Source organism: Pseudomonas sp. B392_1p (genome assembly GCF_052245235.1).
Taxonomy (GTDB): Bacteria; Pseudomonadota; Gammaproteobacteria; order Pseudomonadales; family Pseudomonadaceae; genus Serpens; species Serpens gallinarum.
In genome coordinates, this window is the sequence record NZ_JBQPXM010000001.1 from 107,954 (window position 1) to 125,490 (window position 17,537).

17 protein-coding genes are annotated in these 17,537 nt (G+C 63.5%); 4 read left to right on the forward strand and 13 right to left on the reverse strand.

Annotation, left to right across the window (positions count from 1 at the left end):
- Positions 1-22 precede the first annotated feature (22 nt).
- Positions 23-2,176: a catalase HPII gene (katE, locus tag ACTV8E_RS00525; protein ID WP_443198130.1), complete on the forward strand. Its 2,154-nt coding sequence runs from the start codon at positions 23-25 to the stop codon at positions 2,174-2,176.
- Between the two features lie 40 nt (positions 2,177-2,216).
- Here the strand turns inward: katE and ACTV8E_RS00530 are convergent, their stop codons facing one another.
- The 4 genes from ACTV8E_RS00530 to zur form a co-directional block, all read right to left on the reverse strand.
- The gene (locus ACTV8E_RS00530; RefSeq protein WP_443198131.1) at positions 2,217-2,870 is read right to left on the reverse strand and encodes a hypothetical protein; all 654 of its coding nucleotides are present in this window, start codon (positions 2,868-2,870) and stop codon (positions 2,217-2,219) included.
- A 167-nt stretch (positions 2,871-3,037) separates the two neighbouring features.
- Positions 3,038-3,820 (reverse strand): zinc ABC transporter permease subunit ZnuB, encoded by a 783-nt coding sequence (gene znuB, locus ACTV8E_RS00535; protein ID WP_273538523.1) that lies wholly within the window; start codon positions 3,818-3,820, stop codon positions 3,038-3,040.
- Between the two features lie 5 nt (positions 3,821-3,825).
- Positions 3,826-4,605, reverse strand: coding sequence for a zinc ABC transporter ATP-binding protein ZnuC (gene znuC / locus ACTV8E_RS00540; RefSeq protein ID WP_443198132.1), 780 nt, complete (start codon positions 4,603-4,605; stop codon positions 3,826-3,828).
- The gene (zur, locus tag ACTV8E_RS00545; RefSeq protein ID WP_251835474.1) at positions 4,602-5,102 is read right to left on the reverse strand and encodes a zinc uptake transcriptional repressor Zur; all 501 of its coding nucleotides are present in this window, start codon (positions 5,100-5,102) and stop codon (positions 4,602-4,604) included. Before zur ends, znuC begins: the two co-directional genes overlap by 4 nt.
- Positions 5,103-5,199: 97 nt before the next feature.
- Between zur and znuA the strand changes: the two genes are divergently transcribed.
- The 3 genes from znuA (at position 5,200) to ACTV8E_RS00560 (ending at position 9,275) form a co-directional block, all read left to right on the forward strand.
- Positions 5,200-6,126, forward strand: coding sequence for a zinc ABC transporter substrate-binding protein ZnuA (gene znuA / locus ACTV8E_RS00550; protein WP_443198323.1), 927 nt, complete (start codon positions 5,200-5,202; stop codon positions 6,124-6,126).
- A gap of 170 nt (positions 6,127-6,296) precedes the next feature.
- Complete coding sequence (locus tag ACTV8E_RS00555; RefSeq protein ID WP_273538518.1) at positions 6,297-8,447, forward strand: adenosylcobalamin-dependent ribonucleoside-diphosphate reductase; 2,151 nt, start codon at positions 6,297-6,299, stop codon at positions 8,445-8,447.
- Positions 8,448-8,501: 54 nt separating this feature from the next.
- Entirely contained in the window at positions 8,502-9,275 is a 774-nt protein-coding gene (locus ACTV8E_RS00560) for a TSCPD domain-containing protein (RefSeq protein ID WP_251835476.1), read from the forward strand.
- A 253-nt stretch (positions 9,276-9,528) separates the two neighbouring features.
- Here the strand turns inward: ACTV8E_RS00560 and ACTV8E_RS00565 are convergent, their stop codons facing one another.
- From ACTV8E_RS00565 to ACTV8E_RS00605, 9 genes are all read right to left on the reverse strand, one after another.
- Positions 9,529-9,972, reverse strand: a complete 444-nt coding sequence (locus tag ACTV8E_RS00565; RefSeq protein WP_273538515.1) for a flagella synthesis protein FlgN — start codon at positions 9,970-9,972, stop codon at positions 9,529-9,531.
- Positions 9,969-10,250 carry a flagellar biosynthesis anti-sigma factor FlgM gene (gene flgM, locus ACTV8E_RS00570; RefSeq protein ID WP_251835478.1) on the reverse strand — a complete coding sequence of 94 codons (282 nt, stop codon included), beginning with the start codon at positions 10,248-10,250 and terminating at the stop codon, positions 9,969-9,971. Before flgM ends, ACTV8E_RS00565 begins: the two co-directional genes overlap by 4 nt.
- Positions 10,251-10,405: 155 nt before the next feature.
- The gene (locus ACTV8E_RS00575; protein WP_251835479.1) at positions 10,406-10,831 is read right to left on the reverse strand and encodes a flagellar FliJ family protein; all 426 of its coding nucleotides are present in this window, start codon (positions 10,829-10,831) and stop codon (positions 10,406-10,408) included.
- Positions 10,828-12,159 (reverse strand): flagellar protein export ATPase FliI, encoded by a 1,332-nt coding sequence (gene fliI / locus ACTV8E_RS00580; RefSeq protein ID WP_443198133.1) that lies wholly within the window; start codon positions 12,157-12,159, stop codon positions 10,828-10,830. Before fliI ends, ACTV8E_RS00575 begins: the two co-directional genes overlap by 4 nt.
- 6 nt (positions 12,160-12,165) lie before the next feature.
- Positions 12,166-12,870, reverse strand: coding sequence for a flagellar assembly protein FliH (gene fliH, locus ACTV8E_RS00585; protein ID WP_443198134.1), 705 nt, complete (start codon positions 12,868-12,870; stop codon positions 12,166-12,168).
- Positions 12,871-12,878: 8 nt separating this feature from the next.
- Positions 12,879-13,922, reverse strand: coding sequence for a FliG C-terminal domain-containing protein (locus ACTV8E_RS00590; RefSeq protein WP_273538511.1), 1,044 nt, complete (start codon positions 13,920-13,922; stop codon positions 12,879-12,881).
- Positions 13,919-15,571: a flagellar basal-body MS-ring/collar protein FliF gene (fliF, locus tag ACTV8E_RS00595; protein ID WP_443198135.1), complete on the reverse strand. Its 1,653-nt coding sequence runs from the start codon at positions 15,569-15,571 to the stop codon at positions 13,919-13,921. Before fliF ends, ACTV8E_RS00590 begins: the two co-directional genes overlap by 4 nt.
- Before the next feature lie 19 nt (positions 15,572-15,590).
- A complete protein-coding gene (locus tag ACTV8E_RS00600) occupies positions 15,591-15,923 on the reverse strand; it encodes a flagellar hook-basal body complex protein FliE (RefSeq protein WP_251835484.1) in 333 nt (110 codons plus the stop codon).
- Positions 15,924-15,940: 17 nt separating this feature from the next.
- Positions 15,941-17,323: a sigma-54 interaction domain-containing protein gene (locus ACTV8E_RS00605; RefSeq protein WP_443198136.1), complete on the reverse strand. Its 1,383-nt coding sequence runs from the start codon at positions 17,321-17,323 to the stop codon at positions 15,941-15,943.
- Positions 17,324-17,537 lie beyond the last annotated feature (214 nt).

Consider the following 17,537-nt stretch of genomic DNA (forward strand, 5'->3'; position numbering starts at 1 on the left):
CACCACGTCGAGGTAAAGCTGAATGGCCAAACAATCCAAATCCAACCCCACTCAACCCAGACCCAGCGAGTTGGCCGGAACCGATACGCCGGACCGGCAGAACCACAATGCCAAACTCGACTCACTCGAGCCCCTGCGTTCCGATGCCACCGGCGAGGCCCTTACGACCAATCAGGGCGTGAAGATTGCCGATAACCAGAACACCCTGAAAGCCACCGACCGTGGGCCGTCGTTGCTCGAAGACTTCATCATGCGCGAGAAGATCACGCATTTTGACCACGAGCGAATTCCCGAGCGCATCGTGCATGCCCGTGGTACGGCGGCGCATGGGGTGTTCCAGGCCTATGCGTCCCAGGCCGAGCTGACCAAGGCCGCATTTTTGCAGGATCCCGCCAAGGAAACGCCGGTGTATGTGCGCTTCTCCACCGTGCAGGGGCCGCGCGGATCGGCCGATACGGTGCGCGATGTGCGCGGCTTTGCCGTCAAGTTCTACACCGAGGAAGGCAACTTCGACCTGGTGGGCAACAACATGCCGGTGTTCTTCATTCAGGACGCCATGAAGTTTCCCGACTTCGTGCATGCGGTGAAGCCCGAGCCGCACAACGAAATTCCCACGGGTGCGTCGGCCCACGATACGTTCTGGGACTTCGTCTCGTTGGTGCCGGAAACCGCGCACATGGTCATGTGGACCATGTCAGACCGCGCCATCCCGGTGAGCCTGCGCGCCATCCAGGGGTTTGGGGTGCACACCTTCCGCATGATCAATGCCGCTGGCACCAGCCGGTTCGTCAAGTTCCACTGGAAGCCGTTGTCCGGGGTGTATTCGCTGGTCTGGGACGAAGCACAGAAATTGGCCGGCAAGGACCCGGACTTCAACCGTCGCGCCCTGTGGGAGGACATTGAAAGCGGTGACTACCCGCAATGGGAACTGGGCGTGCAGGTGGTCGAGGAAGCAGATGAGCACAGTTTCGACTTCGACCTGCTCGACCCCACCAAGATCATTCCCGAGGAGCTGGTCCCGGTGCAGCCGATCGGCAAGCTGACCCTCAACCGCAACCCGGACAACTTCTTCGCCGAAACCGAGCAGGTGGCCTTTCACCCCGGGCATATCGTGCCCGGCATCGACTTCAGTAATGATCCACTGCTGCAGGGCCGGCTGTTTTCCTACACCGATACCCAGCTGTTGCGCCTGGGCGGGCCAAATTTCCACGAGATCCCGATCAACCGGCCGATTTGCCCATTCCACAACAACCAGCGCGATGCGTTCCATCGGCAAACCATCCACCAGGGCCGCGCCTCCTACGAGCCCAATTCGATCGACGGTGGCTGGCCCAAGGAGACCCCGCCGGGCCCGGTGGGGGGTGGCTTCGAGAGTTATGCGGAGCGCATCGAAGGGCACAAGATCCGCAACCGCAGCGAATCCTTCGGCGACCACTTCTCCCAGGCCACACTGTTTTGGAACAGCATGAGCGCGCCGGAAAAGGAGCACATCATCGAGGCCTACGCGTTCGAGTTGGGCAAAGTGGAGCGCATGGCGATCCGCGAACGCGAGGTGAACGAGATTCTTGCCAATATCGACCCGTTGCTCGCCAGCCAGGTGGCGGCGGCCATTGGGGTTGCACCGCCTACTGGTGCCACCGTGCCCGGCAAGCCCTCCAGCCTCAAGGAGTCACCGGCGCTGAGCCAGATGAACCTGCTGTCCGGCACTATCAAGTCGCGCAAGATTGCGATTCTGATCGCCAACGGGGTCGACGGTGCGGCGGTGGCGGACATGCAGACAGCTCTATTGGCCGAAGGCGCCAAGGTCAAGCTGATTGCGCCTTCGGCCAGCCCGGTGGGCAGCGCAACGGGCCAACTGCTGACCCCGGACGGCTCGATGGCCGGCTTGCCGTCGATTGCATTCGATGCGGTCGTGCTGCCCGGCGGCAGCGACGCGGTGCGCCTGATGGCGACCAACGGCACGGCATTGCATTACGTGCTGGAAGCCTACAAGCACCTCAAGGCCATCGCGGTGCTCGGTGACGCCAAGGACCTGCTGACGGCGCTGCATCTGGATCCGGATGAAGGCGTGCTGGTGGGCAGCAACGCGGCGGCGGTGAGCGGCGATTTCATCGCCGCCATTGCCAAGCACCGGGTCTGGGCCCGTGAAGCCAAGGCTAAGGCGGTGCCGGCGTAAGTCACCGTTGGGGGAAGGGCAACGGCCTGCAGGCGACGCCTTACTCGGCGCCGGCTGCAGTGTTGGAGATCAGCACCAGGCGTGGCACGCGGGACGGGCTGTGGCTCACCTGCACATCTACCCGAGCACCGGGGGTGTGTTTTTCCAGGCTTTCGCCCAGCAGGACGATGGCCTTGTTGGATTGCCAGGAACCGCGCGCCTCAAGGATTACCGTGCAGGCACAACCCAGCACCTCGGCGGCCAGCTCGTCGAACTGCACGCGCAGGCCGGCGTAATCGCCGCGATCCAGCAGCGGCAGGGCTACGCTGCGCCCTTGCAATGCCTCGTCAATGGCGGCCTGGCCGTCGGTACTCAAGGCGTCGCCCAAGCCGGCCGTCAGCGCCGGAGCCTCGGGCAACAGGCTGCGCGCCCGGCTCAGCGCCGTGGTGGCGGTGTTTAGGTCGCCGGCCTGCAGGGCTTCCTGGCCTTGGCGCAGGTAGGCATCCGCCAGCTGACGCTCATAGGGCGCGAGCTTGTCGGCACTGACCCCCTGAGCGCCGGCCTCGGCCAATTGCTGGTCGGCCAGGCTCAACTGGTTGTTTGATAGGTATTGCTGGAACAGCACGGTTTGGCTGTCGTACTCGGGCGCGCTCTGGCAGGCGACAAGCAGGACAATGGCCAGGGTGATCAGGCAGCGGGAAGCGGATAAACGCATGGGATAAGCCTCGAATAAAGCGAGCTAAAGCGATTCTAACCGGTGCACGACAGGGCGGCCAAAACGGGCCTTGCCGCCTCTGTGTCCAACGGGTGACACATTCTCAACACGAACACCTCTGACTACCGCGCAACTTGCCGTGTCACGCCGTAGCCCTCGCATCGCCGTTACGCACGCTTGGGCAGAGCAAAGCTAAGCAGAAATAGCGCCGCGGCGCTGACCACAATGGACGGTCCGGCCGGCGTGTCCTGGTACCAGGACAGCGCCAATCCGGCACACACCGCCAGCAGGCCCAGCACGCTGGCCCCCAGGGCCATCTGCTCGGGGGTGTACGCGTGCCGTTGGGCGGCGGCGGCAGGAATGATCAACAGCGATGTGATCAGCAGCACGCCGACGATCTTCATCGCCACGGCAATTACCACGGCGATCAGCAGCATCAGCGCGAGGCGGATCGCCGCCACCGGCAGGCCCTCCACACGGGCCAGCTCTTCATGCACGGTGATCGCCAGCAGCGGTCGCCACAACGGGATCAGCAACAGCAGCACCAGCGCACTGCCGCCGAGAATCCACGCCAGGTCCGTAGGGCCGACCGCCAGCAGATCGCCGAACAGGTAGGCCATCAGGTCGATGCGCACCTCCATGAAACTGATCGCCACCAGCCCCAGCGACAGTGTGCTGTGGGCAAGGATGCCGAGTAGCGTGTCCGAGGCCAGCGGCTGGCGCTGCTGCAAGCCCAGCAGCAGAATGGCGAGCAGCACGCAGCCGACCGTCACCGCCAGCGCCGGGCTGACATCGAGAATCAGGCCCAGGGCCACGCCGAGCAGTGCGCCGTGGGACAGGGTGTCGCCGAAATAGGCCATGCGCCGCCAGACCACGAAGGAACCGAGCGGGCCGGCCACCAGGGCCAGGGCCAGGCCGGCGAGCAGTGCGTTGACAAGAAAATCGGGCATGGGGATCAATGCTTGCAGTCCGGGCCGTGGACGTGGGGTTGGTAGGGCTCGCCGATCACCACACCGCCATGCAGGTCATGGGTGTGGTCGTGCTGGTGGTGATAGATCGCCAGGCTGCGGGCGTTCTGGCCGAACAGCTCGACGAAGGCCGGGTCGCCGCTGACCTGCTCGGGATGACCGGAGCAGCATACGTGGCGGTTCAGGCACACCACCTGATCGGTGGCGCTCATCACCAGGTGCAGGTCGTGAGACACCATCAAGACGCCGCAGCCGTGGCGCGCGCGCAGCTTGCCAATCAGCCGGTACAGCTCGGCCTGGCCAGCGACATCGACGCCTTGCACCGGCTCGTCGAGCACCAGCAATTGGGGCTTGCGCAGCAGAGCGCGGGCGAGCAGCACGCGTTGCAGTTCGCCGCCGGAAATCTTCTGCAGGGGATGGTCGATGACCGGGCTGGCACCCACCTCGGCCAGCGCGGCTTGCGCCTTGGCGCGGTCCACTCCGGGCACCAGGCGCAGAAAACGCAGTACGGAGAGCGGCAGGGTGGCGTCGACCTGCAGTTTCTGCGGCATGTAGCCGATGCGCAGGCGCGGCGTGCGCCACACTTCGCCGCGGTCCGGCTTGAGCAGCCCGAGCACCACGCGCACCAGGGTAGTCTTGCCGGCGCCGTTGGGGCCGATCAGGGTGACGATCTCACCGGCGCGCACGCGCAAGCTCACATCGTCAAGGGCGTCCTGGCCCGCAAAGCGCACGCCGACGCCGCTCAGACGCAATAAGTCTTGGCTCACGCGGCCTCCCGACAGGCGGCGCACAAGCCGACCACTTCCACGGTCTGCGCCTCGACACTGAAACCGATGCTGTCGGCGACGCTGACGATGACGTCGCTGATGGTTTGTTGCTCCAACTCGATGGCGGTCTTGCAGGCGCGGCAAATCAGAAACTGGCCCTGGTGAGCCAGCTCCGGCTGATTGCAGCCAACGAAGGCGTTAAGCGACGCGATGCGGTGTACCAGGCCGTTTTCCAGCAGGAAATCCAAGGCTCGATAGACAGTCGGCGGTGCGGCGCGGCGGCCGTCTTCCTCGCTCAGCGTGGCGAGAATGTCATAGGCGCCGAGCGGCTGATGACTTTGCCAGACCAGCTCCAGCACCCGTTTGCGCAACGGCGTGAGGCGCACCCCCTGACGGGCGCACAGGGCTTCGGCCTCCGCCAAGGCATTGCGGACGCAGTGCGAATGATCATGGGGCAGACAGACCAAGGGGGTCTTGGTAATGAGTGGTCTGAGCATAAAAAAATGGTGCGTTTGATAAGAAGGACGTTATTCTATTACGTTTCCTGCCTCTGGTGTTACTGTCGTGCTGCTACGTCTGTCCGTTTGCCTGCTGATGTGCCTGTGCTCCCTAGTCGTGCGTGCCGAATCGGTGTTGCTGACCAGCATCAAACCCCTGCAGCTGATTGCCGCAGCGGTGCAGGACGGCGTCGGCACGCCTGACGTGCTACTGCCTGCTGGAGCCTCGGCGCACCATTATGCGCTGCGCCCCTCCGACCTGCGGCGCATTGACACGGCGCAGTTGTTTTACTGGGTCGGCCCGGACCTGGAAACCTTCCTGACGCGCGTGGTCGACAACCGCCGTGCGCCGAGCCTGGCCGTGCAGACCTTGCCTGGCCTGCAGTTGCGCCATATTGGCGAGACCCTGGAAGAGCACGCCGCGCATGCAGGTCACGATGAGCATCATGACGATCATCACCCTTCTGCTGATCCGCACCACGAGCATGATCATGACCATCGGCCCGGCAGTCTGGATGCCCACCTGTGGCTGCTGCCGGCCAATGCGCGGCTGATCGCCGCACGCATGGCGAGCGATCTGGCCAGTGTCGATCCGGCCAACGCGGCACACTATCAGGCCAATCTGCGGGCCTTCGAGAAGCGTCTCGATGTGCTCGACCAGCGCCTGCGTGCGCGCCTGGCACCGTTGGCCGGCAAGCCGTACTTCGTCTTCCACGAGGCCTATGATTATTTTGAGTCCGCCTACGGCCTGCGCCATCTCGGTGTCTTCAGCCTCGGTGAGGTCCAGCCGGGGGCCCGGCATGTGGCGGCGATGCGTGAGCGTCTGCAGCAGGCCGGTGCTGCCTGCTTGTTCAACGAGCCGCCGCAGCGTCCGCGCCTGGCCGAAACCTTGACCGCCGGCCTGCCGGTGCGCCTGGCCGAACTGGACGCCATGGGTGACGGTCTGAAGCCGGACGCCAACGGTTATGAACGGTTGCTAGGTAACCTTGGCGAGCAGTTGGCCAGCTGTCTGGAAACCCTTTAATTGGTGCTGTGCGTGAAGCATTCGGCGCTCTAGCTAACTAGCAATTGTGGTTTTCTGCCAGTTTCACTACAACATACGGGATTTGTCGGGGCTTTCCAGATTCGCCAACGGGTTTATTTGGCGTACAATCGCGCCCTTTTTTTACACCCTTCGTTACGAGGATGTGCAGCATGGCGAAGACGGACGGGCCGATCGCGGCAGACACCAAACAGACCACGGGCCTTGCCTTGCAACCGGCTTCCGAGGACATCTGGGCGCAGAAGTACCGCCTGACTGACAAAGACGGCACGCCGATCGACGCCGACGTTGACGCCACCTGGCAACGGGTCGCCCGCGCCTTGGCGGAAGTCGAGCCCGAGTCGCAGCGCGAACACTGGAACGAGCAGTTCCTCTGGGCCCTGCGCAACGGCGCGATTCCCGCCGGTCGGATCATTTCCAATGCCGGCGCGCTGGAGTACAAGCCGGCAACCTCGACCATCAACTGCACGGTTTCGGCGACCATTCGCGACTCCATGGACGATATTCTCGGCAAGGTCCACGAAGCCGGGCTGACCCTCAAGGCCGGTTGCGGCATCGGTTATGAATTCAGCACCCTGCGTCCGCGCGGCTCGTTCGTGTCCGGCGCCGGCGCGCACACCAGCGGGCCGCTGTCGTTCATGGATATCTTCGACAAGATGTGCTTTACCGTCAGCTCCGCGGGCGGTCGGCGCGGCGCGCAGATGGGCACCTTCGACGTCGGTCATCCCGACGTGCGCGAATTCATTCGTGCCAAGCGTGAAGATGGCCGGCTGCGCCAGTTCAACCTAAGCCTGCTGATCACCGACGAATTCATGCAGGCGGTGGAAAACGACGGCGATTGGCCGCTGGTCTTCCCGGTTCACCAGAAAGAACAGGCCGACCTGGATCTGAAGGATCCGGCCCAGGTGATCTGGCGCGAATGGCCGGTGCACGACGAGTACATCGTGCGCGAAGACGGCCTGGTGGCTTGCCGGATCTACGGCACCCTGCGCGCCCGCCATCTGTGGGACATGATCATGGTGTCCACCTATGACTTCGCCGAGCCGGGCTTCATCCTGATCGATCGGGTCAATCAGCTGAACAACAACTGGTGGTGCGAGGCGATTCGCGCGACCAATCCGTGTGGCGAGCAGCCCCTGCCGCCCTACGGCTCCTGCCTGCTCGGCTCGATCAACCTGACCGGTTTCGTGCAGAACCCGTTCGGCGCCGACGCCCGCTTCGACTGGGATAAGTACCGCAAGGTGGTGCGTATCTTCACCCGTATGCTGGACAACGTGGTGGAAATCAACGGCCTGCCGCTGGAACAGCAGCGTCACGAGATCACCCACAAGCGCCGTCATGGCATGGGCTTTTTGGGCCTGGGCTCGACCCTGACGCTGTTGAAGATGCGCTACGGTAGCCCCGAAGCCTGCGTGTTCACTGAGGAAGTGGCGCGTGAAATGGCGCTGGTTGGCTGGGAAGAGGCGCTGGAGCTATCCCGTGAAAAGGGTCCGGCACCTTTGCTGGCCGAGGAGTTCGACGTCACCGCTGAGATGCTGCGCAAGCGTCCGGAAATGGCCGAGGATGGCTACAAAATCGGCGACAAGGTGCCCGGTCGGGTGCTGCACGCCAAATACTCGCGCTACATGCAGCGCCTGGCCGAATACGCGCCGGAGCTGATCGAGGCGCTGGCCGAACAGGGCGCGCGCTTTACTCACCACAGCTCCATCGCGCCCACCGGCACCATCAGCCTGAGCCTGGCCAACAACGCCTCCAATGGTATCGAGCCGAGCTTCGCCCACCATTACTCGCGCAACGTGATTCGCCCCGGGCGCAAGGCCAAGGAAAAGGTCGAGGTGTTCAGCTACGAGCTGCTCGCCTACCGCGCGTTGGTCAATGCCCAGGCCAAGCCGGACAGCCAGGATCCGGCCAAACAGTTGCCGGCTTATTTCGTCAGCGCCGATGACATCACCCCGACTCAGCACGTGGATATCCAGGCTGCGGCGCAGAAGTGGGTCGACTCGTCGATTTCCAAGACGGCCAACGTGCCGACGGATTACCCCTTCGAAGCGTTCAAGGATATCTACCGCTACGCCTGGCGTCAGGGGCTCAAGGGCTGCACCACCTTCCGTTTCAACCCGGCGGCGTTCCAGGGCGTGCTGGTCAAGGAAGCCGATCTGCAGAACACCCTGTACCGCTTCGAGCTGGAAGACGGCAGCGTGGTCGAACTGCGCGGCAATGAAGAGGTGGAATACGACGGGGAGGTGAACACGGCTGCCAACCTGTTCGATGCCCTCAAAGAAGGCTACTACGGCAAGTACTAAGACACCGAATTGATGCCGGGTCGCCGTCAGCGACCCGGCCGGAGAACACCTGCAATGACTGTCAAGATTGAACAACGCATCAAAGGCTTTAAGGTCATCGACGAGGCTCTGGAGCGTCCCGCGCCAGCGCCTGTCACCCCGGCAGCCCCGGTGGCGCCTGTCGCCACTGTCGCGGCCGCGCCTGCAGCCGTACTTGCAGCCGCGCCTGCACCCGCACTGGCAGCCGCACCCAAGGTGGTGGAAATGGACGAAACCCTGCAGCGTCCGGAAACGCTGATCGGTGTGACTTACAAAATCAAATCGCCGCTGTTCGAGCATGCCCTGTACGTAACGGTCAACGACATTGTGCTCAACGCCGGCACGCCTTACGAGCAGCGCCGTCCGTTCGAGATCTTCATCAACTCGAAGAACATGGATCACTTCCAGTGGATCGTCGCGCTCACCCGGATCATGTCCGCGGTGTTCCGCAAGGGTGGTGACTGCACCTTCATGGTTGAGGAGCTCAAGGCCGTATTCGACCCGCGTGGCGGCTATCTGAAGAAGGGCGGTGTGTACATGCCGTCGATCGTGGCCGAGATCGGCGGTGTGGTGGAGCGTCACCTGATCAGCATCGGCATGCTAGAAGGCCAGGCGCTGGACGAAAGCCAGCGCCTATACCTGGCGGAAAAACGCGCCGCCTACGAAGCCAGCCAGGGCGCCAATAAGCTGGAACCGGGCGACGGCTTCCCGGCCGGCGCGCAGTTGTGCGGCACGTGCAACACCCAGGCGGTGGTGCAGATGGACGGCTGTGCCACCTGCCTGAACTGCGGGCATTCGAAGTGCGGCTAGCAAACGCGTGAGGTATGCGCGCCGGCAGTACGCCTGCCGGTGCCTGCATAGCGAGTCACGGTGCGCATCTGGTAGGGGCGAATTCATTCGCCTGACACACGCCCTCTAGACCACGCAGCGGATGCGACAGATTCAAGGCATTCAGCCGCGTAGTACGTAGCAACCCTGTAGGCGCCAGAAGTCTCGGTGCCAGGCGAATGAATCGCCCTTACAACACAGGGTGCAATGTCTGGGAGAAACGTTTGAGGCGTGCCTAGTAGTCCTGCTGGCCGTACAGCGCAGTGCCGTCGCCGGTGCCGCTGAGCAGCTGGTTGAGAATGTCGTTGTGCATGGCCAGCAAGCGGCCGTTGCGCTCGTTGCGCTGGCGGCAATCGCGTACCGCCTGGCCCAGTTGCTGCCATTGGCTGCGTACTGTTTCACCCTGAGTGGCGGGATAGGCATCGAGCAGGCGCTGCATCCCTTCCGGGTCGGCAGTCAGGCCGAAGGCGCGCAATACTTTGCCCCGGCGTGCACTGCACTCAGCCAAGGCGTTCAGGCAGGGCTCGATGCGCTGATTCAGCTGCTCGATGGCCAGGGTATCGCGCGCCAGCAGGCGCTCGTGAAGCTCATCCAGCAAGCTCTGCAGCTGGCCATATGTGTTCAGGTCGGCGGCGATGTCAGCCGCGACCACAGCCAGCAATTTATCTTTCTGACTCACTGATCTTTGCCGTTGTGATAAGCGCGCATGCTCGCTGCCAGCGCCTCGGGGTCGAGGGAGATCTCGCCGCGCTGCAGGGCTTGCTTGATTTGCTCGACCTTGTCCAAGTCAACTTCGGGCAGCGCGCGCAGGTTGTCTTGCAGGGATTCCAGGCTCAGTTGTGGCGCGCCGGCGATGTGTCGCTCACGTTTGCCGGCCGACGGAGCTTGCGTGCGCTGAGCGCTGGTGCCGTCGATGCCGGTGATTGCGGCGGGCTTGAGGGAGCGGCTGATTTCCATGATGGTTTCCAAACTCGGGGGCCTTACGCCATAAAGGCGACAGGTATAGGGTAAAACTTAAACCCCATGTTGCCCAAAACGTCACAAAGCCGTCGAACGGCTGTTTTGCCGCCCCCGGGATGATGCCTGAATGACGATCGCTTGGCGCTGGCGCGTCAAATTCCGGCGTTGCGCCACCAGGCTTGTGCCGCCAGGCCGTCCTGAATTTTCTGCTCCTGGCGCGTCAGGGTCAGCTGCCATTCGTCGACCTTGCCGTCGATGAACTGCTCCAGCACCTTCTCGTTGCGCATGGCCTTCATCAGATCGCCCTGCAGGCGGGCGAGGTTTTGCTCGGCAACCTCCAGTTCGCGACGTTGCAGGTCGAGCATCTTGTAGAGGGTGCTTTTGTACTGCTGCTGATTGTCACGCTGCAGCGCGGTGTTGCCGTGCACCTGGTACTCGCACAGCTTGCCCAGGCCGGTGATGTTATTGCGGTAGCGCTGGCACAGGTTGCGCTGGTACTGCACACGGCCAAGCAGTTCGTTCACCCGTGTGCGGCGCAGGGACGAGAGCTTGGACAGGGTTGAGAGGTAGTCTTTCATCCGCGATTCCCCAGAAGCTGCTGCAAGGACGCGACGCTGCTGGCCAGGTCGGCTTCCTGGCTGGTTTCCTGACGCAGAAAGCGTTCGATGTTCGGCGCCAGTTGCACGGCGCGGTCGGTCTTGGCGTCCATGCCCGGCACGTAACCACCCAGTGGAATCAGTTCGCGAATTTTCTCGTAGGTGCTGTACAGCTCCTTGAGCTGGCGCGCCGCGCCGCGATGGGCCGGCTCGCTGACCTGGGGCATGCAGCGACTCACCGAGGCGCCGATGTCGATTGCCGGGTAGTGGCCGTTCTCGGCCAGTTTGCGCGACAGCACGATGTGTCCGTCGAGAATCGCCCGCGCGCAGTCGACGATCGGGTCCTGCTGGTCATCGCCCTCGGCCAGCACGGTGTAGATGGCGCTCAGACTGCCGGTGGCGGCTTCACCGTTGCCGGCGCTTTCCACCAGCTCGGGCAGCATGCCGAACACCGACGGCGGGTAGCCCTTGGTGGCCGGCGGCTCACCGAGAGCCAGGGCGATTTCGCGCTGGGCCATGGCGTAGCGGGTCAGCGAATCGACCAGCAGCAGCACGTCCTTGCCCTGGTCGCGAAAATGCGCGGCGATGCTGTGGCACAAATCGGCGGCCTTCAGGCGCATCAGTGGCGACTCGTTGGCCGGCGCCACCACCACGACGGCCTTGCGCAAGCCTTCCTCGCCCAACGAATGCAGGAGGAATTCCTGCACTTCACGACCGCGTTCGCCGATCAGCCCAACCACCACCACATCGGCCTTGGTCTGCCGGGTGATCATGCCCAGCAGCACGCTCTTGCCTACCCCGCTGCCGGCGAACAGCCCAACGCGCTGGCCCTTGCCCAGGGTCAGCATGGCGTTGATGGCGCGCACGCCGACGTCCAGCGGTTCTTCCACCGGGCGGCGGCGCAGCGGGTGAATCGGTGCCGGTGACGGCGGTAGTGGAACTTCGCCGGTGAGCTTGCCAAGGGTGTCCAGCGGCTCGCCCAAGGCGTTGAGCACCCGGCCGAGCCAGGAATCATCGATGCGCAGACGTGCTTCGTCGCGAATCGGGAATACCCGCGCACCGGTGGCCAGGCCCAGCGGTTTCTTGAACGGCATCAGGTAGGTGATGTCGCGGTTGAAGCCCACCACCTGTGCTTCCAACAGGCTGCCGTCGGCCTGTTCGATATAGCAGCGCTGGCCGGTCTGTTGCTGGCAGCCGAGACTCTCCAGAATCAGCCCGGAGACACGCACGAGGCGGCCGCTGACCTTGGCCAGTTGCACGCTGTCGAGCGAACGCAGGGCTTCGTCGAGGGCCGCGGTATCCAGCAGCATGGCGGCTTAGGCCTCGACCTGGAGGTGGTCGGCCAACGTGTCCAGGCAGGCGTCCAGACGTTGCTGGCAACCCACGTCGACTTCGCTTTGCGCGGTGACCACGCGGCATTCGCCCAGGGCCAGGCGCTCGTCGGGGACCAGACGCCAGGCGCTGGCGCGCTCCGGGCTGATGCTCTTGATGCGCGCGCACTCTTCCGGGTTGAGCAGGATCTGCACCTCATCGGCTGCATCCGGCAGGCTGCTCAGCACTTCTTCGGCCAGGGTCAGCATCTGCGCGGGGTTGAGGGTCAACTCGCAACGGATGACCTGCTTGGCGACCTTGGCGACCAGTTCCAGCAGCTGCTCGCGGCGGCCCTGTTCGAACGTGGCCACGGCGCTGTCGAACTCGGCAATCATCCGCTCCAACGGGGCGCTGGCGGCTTCAAAGTGAGTGCGGCCCTGAATGCGGCCTTCTTCCAGACCTTTGGCCAGGCCTTCTTGCAGGCCGCGTTCGTAACCGTCGGCGTGGCCGGCTTCGGTGCCTTGGGCCAAGCCTTCCTGATAGCCGCGTTCCTGGCCCTGTTGATAACCGTCGGCCAGCGCGCGTTGCAACGCAGCCGGATCGCTGTGCAGTTGCTCCTGCACGTCGGCGCTTACTGCGGCGCGGCTACGCGGCGGAAAGCGGTAGACGCGCCAGGCGCGTCCGCCGTCCTTGATCACTCGTACCGTCATGCGCTCACCTATTCGACCGTCTGTTCACGGAACAACTGGATCTGCAGCTCGCCATCGGCGGCCATTTCGCGGACCACGCTCATGATGTCCTTGCGCACTTGCTCGACGCGGCTCAGCGGTACCGGGCCCTGGCGGCGCTTGATGGATTCCATCTGCTGCGCCTGGCGACGTGGCATGGCGTTCTGGATGGCCTTGACCAGCTCGGGCTCGGCGCCTTTGAGGGCCACCACCCACTCGTCCAGCGGTACCGCTTCGAGCAGTACCAGAAGCACTTCCTGGCTTTGCCGGGCGAGGATGAAGAAGTCGTACATCTCGTCTTCGATCTTCTCCACCAGCGTCTCGTCGTGAGCGCGCAGCATTTCGAACATCTGGATGCGGTCGCCCTTGAAGCGGTTCATGATGTCCGCCGCCTGCTTGATGCCGCGCACCTGCGAGCCCTGGGTGGACAGCACGCTGAGGCTGCGCTCGATCAGTTGCTCCAGTTCGGCGATCACATCGCCGTTGATCTCGCTGAGGTTGGCGATGCGGTACAACAGGTCGTCCTGCTGCTCGACGGGCAGCGCCTCAAGCACGTCGGTGGCCATGTTCGGCGGCAGGAAGGCGATGAACACCGCTTGCATCTGCGCGTGTTCCTTGGCGATCAAGGCGGCGAACTGGCGCGGGTCAAGCCATTCCAGCCGGGACATCTTGGCGCGGATCTCCTCGCCGTAGATGCTGTCCAGCAGGGTGCGAGTGATGTCGCCGCCCAGCGCCTTGCTGAGCATGCCGGCCAGATAGGTGCGGCTGGCGCCCTTGATGCTGCTCTGCTCCTTGTAATCGCCGAAGAAGCGTTCGATCACTTCGTTGACCGTGGGCAGCTTGACGTTGGACAGGCGCGCCATGGCCTGACTGATGGCAATGATTTCCTCGCGGGTGAAGTGCTTGAGCACCCCGGCCGCCGCCTCGTCACCCATGCTCAGCATGAGGATCGCCGCCTGCTCGATGGAACTGGGCGTGTCGCCGGAAATCACCCGGCTTTTGACTTCGGTGCTGTCGCTGGTTGGCGTGCTCATGCTTTCTTCTCGTTGCGCCCAATCCAATGCTTGATCACCTCGGAGACCCGCTCAGGCTCGTTGAGGGACAGCATTTGCAAGTGTTCAATCTGATGCTCAAGTCCCGAACCCGGCGCCGGCAGGCGGATTTCCGAGAGCGGGTTGAGCTCGCTGAAGACCTTCGGCAGACCGCTGCTCTGCGTCTCGCGAGCCAGCAGTTGCAGGTCGTCGCCGGGCAGGTTGGCGCTTGGCGGCATGCCCAGCGGTGTGCTCGGTGCAGCCAGTGCCTGGGTTTCCAGGTCAGGATCCTGACGCGGGCTGAGTGCGCGGATGACCGGGCGCACCACGAACAGCAACAGCAGCAGGCTGATGAAGGCGATCAGACCCAGGCGGCCCCACTCCAGCACCTTGTCGTCCTGCCACCAGGACACAGGTTCCTCCACCGCGGCCGGGCCGGCGAACGGCAGCACGCTGAGGGTCACCAGATCGCCGCGCTCGGCCTGGAAGCCGGCCGCACTGCGAATCATGGTTTCCAGTTCGGCACGCGCTTCCGGGGTCCAGCCTTCTTCCGGCGCACTGGATGCGTTGAGCACCACGGCCACGCTCTGCTGACGCAGGCGGAACGCCGGATACTTGATGTGCGTGACGGTCTGGTCGTAATCGAGCCGGCGGGTGCTTTCCTGGCGGGTCGAGGTGGCGGCCTGGTTTTCGTCATCACCCTCGGCCGGTTCCACCACGGGGCGGTTGCTCAGCGAGCCGGGAACCCCGAGCGCCAGCTGGTCCAGGGTGCGTTCGTCGCGCAGCACTTCGCTGCGCAGATAGGGCGTTTCACCGAAAACCTGCTGGGTTTCTTCGCGCTGGCTGAAGTCTATGTCGGCGGCGACGCTGACCCGGTAGTTACCCAGACCCAGCACCGGCGCCAGCACCTGTTCGATATTGCGGGTCATTTTCTGCTGGTAGTCGTCCTGCGCCTGCCAGTTCTGCGTCGGCCCGCCCCAGGCGTTCAGCCCGCGGGAGAGCAGCACGCCGTACTGGTCGACCACATGTACGTCTTCGGGCTTGAGTTGCGGCAGGCTGCCGGCCACCAGGTTGACGATGGCATGCACCTGTTCCTGATCCATCTTGTAGCCGGGGCTCAGCTGCAACATCACCGAGGCCTTGGCGGGCGCGCGCTTGCCGACTACGAAGGAATGGTTCTCTTCCTGGGCCAGGTGTACGCGCACGCTGTCCACGCCCTTGAGGGTCATGATGGTCTGTGCCAGTTCGCCTTCCAGGCTGCGCTTCAAGCGCACGTTCTGCACGAACTGGCTGGTGCCCAGCGGCTCTTCCTTGTCGAACAGCTCGTAACCGGCCGGCAAGCTCACCTTGACGCCCTTGGACGCCAGCAGCATGCGGGCGCGGGCCAGGTCGGCGTCGCGTACCAGAATTTGTCCACTGGTCGGGTGCACCCGATAGCGCAGTGCTTCGGCGTCCAGCACGGCCATCACCTCGGCGGCCTGGAAGCTTTCGCCGCTGCCGTACAGCGGGCGCAGGGATTCCTGATCGCGCCACAGGTAGAACACCACCAGGATGGCGATCAGGGCGGCCACGGCGGCGAGGCTGGCAAGGAACCAGCGTGGGTCGAGCTTGATGCCACGCTCGTTGAATTTGTTCAGTAGGGTCTGCAGCACAGGTCAGCTCTCGTACCGCTTAAAGCGGCGTTCTCATGATCTCGTCAAAGGCGGTGGTCAGCTTGTTGCGCACTTGCAACAACGCCGAGAAGGACACGCTGGCCTTCTGGCTGTCCACCATGGCACCGACCAGGTCTTCGCTTTCGCCCAGTTCTACGGCGCGCACTGCGTCGCTGGCGCGATGCTGGTCGGCGTCCACCGCTTTGATCAGGTGTGCGAATGCCTGGCTGACACCGCCCACTTCAGACGAGTCGAAGGCCATGGCCGGACGCACTACGCCGCCTTGGGCGGCGGCGCTGAGCTGTTCCAGGCGGGCGAGCATGTCGCGCTGGATGTTGCTGATTGAATCCATGGCCTGTTCTCCAGCCGTTAAAGGTCGATCGGTATGCCCTGTTCGCGCATCGCATTGAGGCGATAGCGCAGGGCGCGGGTGGTCATGCCGAGACTTTCCGCTGCCTTGGTCTTGTGCCCGCCGAAGCGGCGAATGGTTTCCAGTACATGTTGGTATTCGGCCAATTTCCCGCTGGCTTTAAGCGCGGCGCGTCCGCCATCGACCATCAACGGGAAGGTGGGCATCGTTGGCACGGTGTTTTCAACCGGTTTGGCCAGGCCCAAATCGCTGGGTTGAATGAACAGTCCGTTGCGCAACACCAGGGCACGCTGCAGGGTGTTTTCCAGTTCGCGGACGTTGCCCGGCCAGTCGTGCTGCAGCAGGGCCTGGCAGGCTGCGGCGGTGAGCAGTTGTTCGGCATCTTCATGGGGCGCATAGCGCTTGATGAAGGTGCGCGCCAGCGGGAGCACGTCTTCGCGACGCTCACGCAGCGGCGGGATGTGCAGCGGCAGCACGTCGAGGCGATACATCAGGTCGGCGCGAAAGCGGCCTTGCTCGACTTCGTGGGGCAAGTCGCGGTTGGTGGCTGCGATGATGCGCACATTCAGCGGGATGTCCTTGCTGGCGCCGAGGCGTTCGACGCGCTGCTCTTGAAGCACGCGCAGCAATTTGGCCTGCAGGCCCAGTGGCAGTTCGCCGATCTCGTCGAGCAGCAGGGTGCCGCCGTTGGCCTGTTCGAACTTGCCCGGCTGGGCGCTCACCGCGCCGGTAAAGGCCCCGCGCTCGTGGCCGAACAGAATGGATTCGAGCATTGCCTCGGGGATCGCCGCGCAATTGACCGCCACGAACGGCGCTTGCGCATCGCCGGCGAAGCGGTGGATGTAGCGCGCCATCAATTCCTTGCCGGTACCGGTTTCGCCGCTGATCAGGATGGGCATGTGCGTCAGCGCCACGCGCTGCGCCATGGCCAGCAGCCGACGGCCGGCAGCCGATTGGGTGACAAAGCCTTCCTGGGCGAGGCGCGCCTGCTCGTGGCGGCGCAGCAGGGCGGTGATCTGTGCGCCACTGAACGGCGCCAGCAGATAGTCCACGCAGCCTAGCTCCAGCAGGCGAGCTGCAATGGCCTGATCGGCATATTCAACGATCGGCACCACACTCAATTGCTGACAGGCTACCAAGGGTAATAATTGACGATACAAATTGTCCGCAGCAATGTCGCGGGCATAGACAAAGAGGATATCGAGTTGCGCGCGCTGTTTATCGCCAACATCGGCGAGTTCGGCATACTTGGTTAATTGACAGCCTTCGCGCTGCACATGCTGTAACAGCAGTGCGTAACTGTGGTTATCTCGATCGCCGACAATACCAATACGTGTGGCGGCGTCCAGAACTTCACATGACTGATCGTTTAAGTAATGCATATAAACTCAAGGACTTGTCGATGCAATAACGTGTGACGAACGGTCTATTACGCTGTATTATCCGACCCACGGCTGTTTGGCCACTGGTTGGTTTATTACAGCTGGCCGAATGGTTTCGACACAGACCCGCCTCTCCTCGCTTCAGGGCACGTAGCGTAGCCCTTGCAGCAACCCGCGCAAACTAGCAGCAATTTGCCAGCCCTGAACAGGTTCA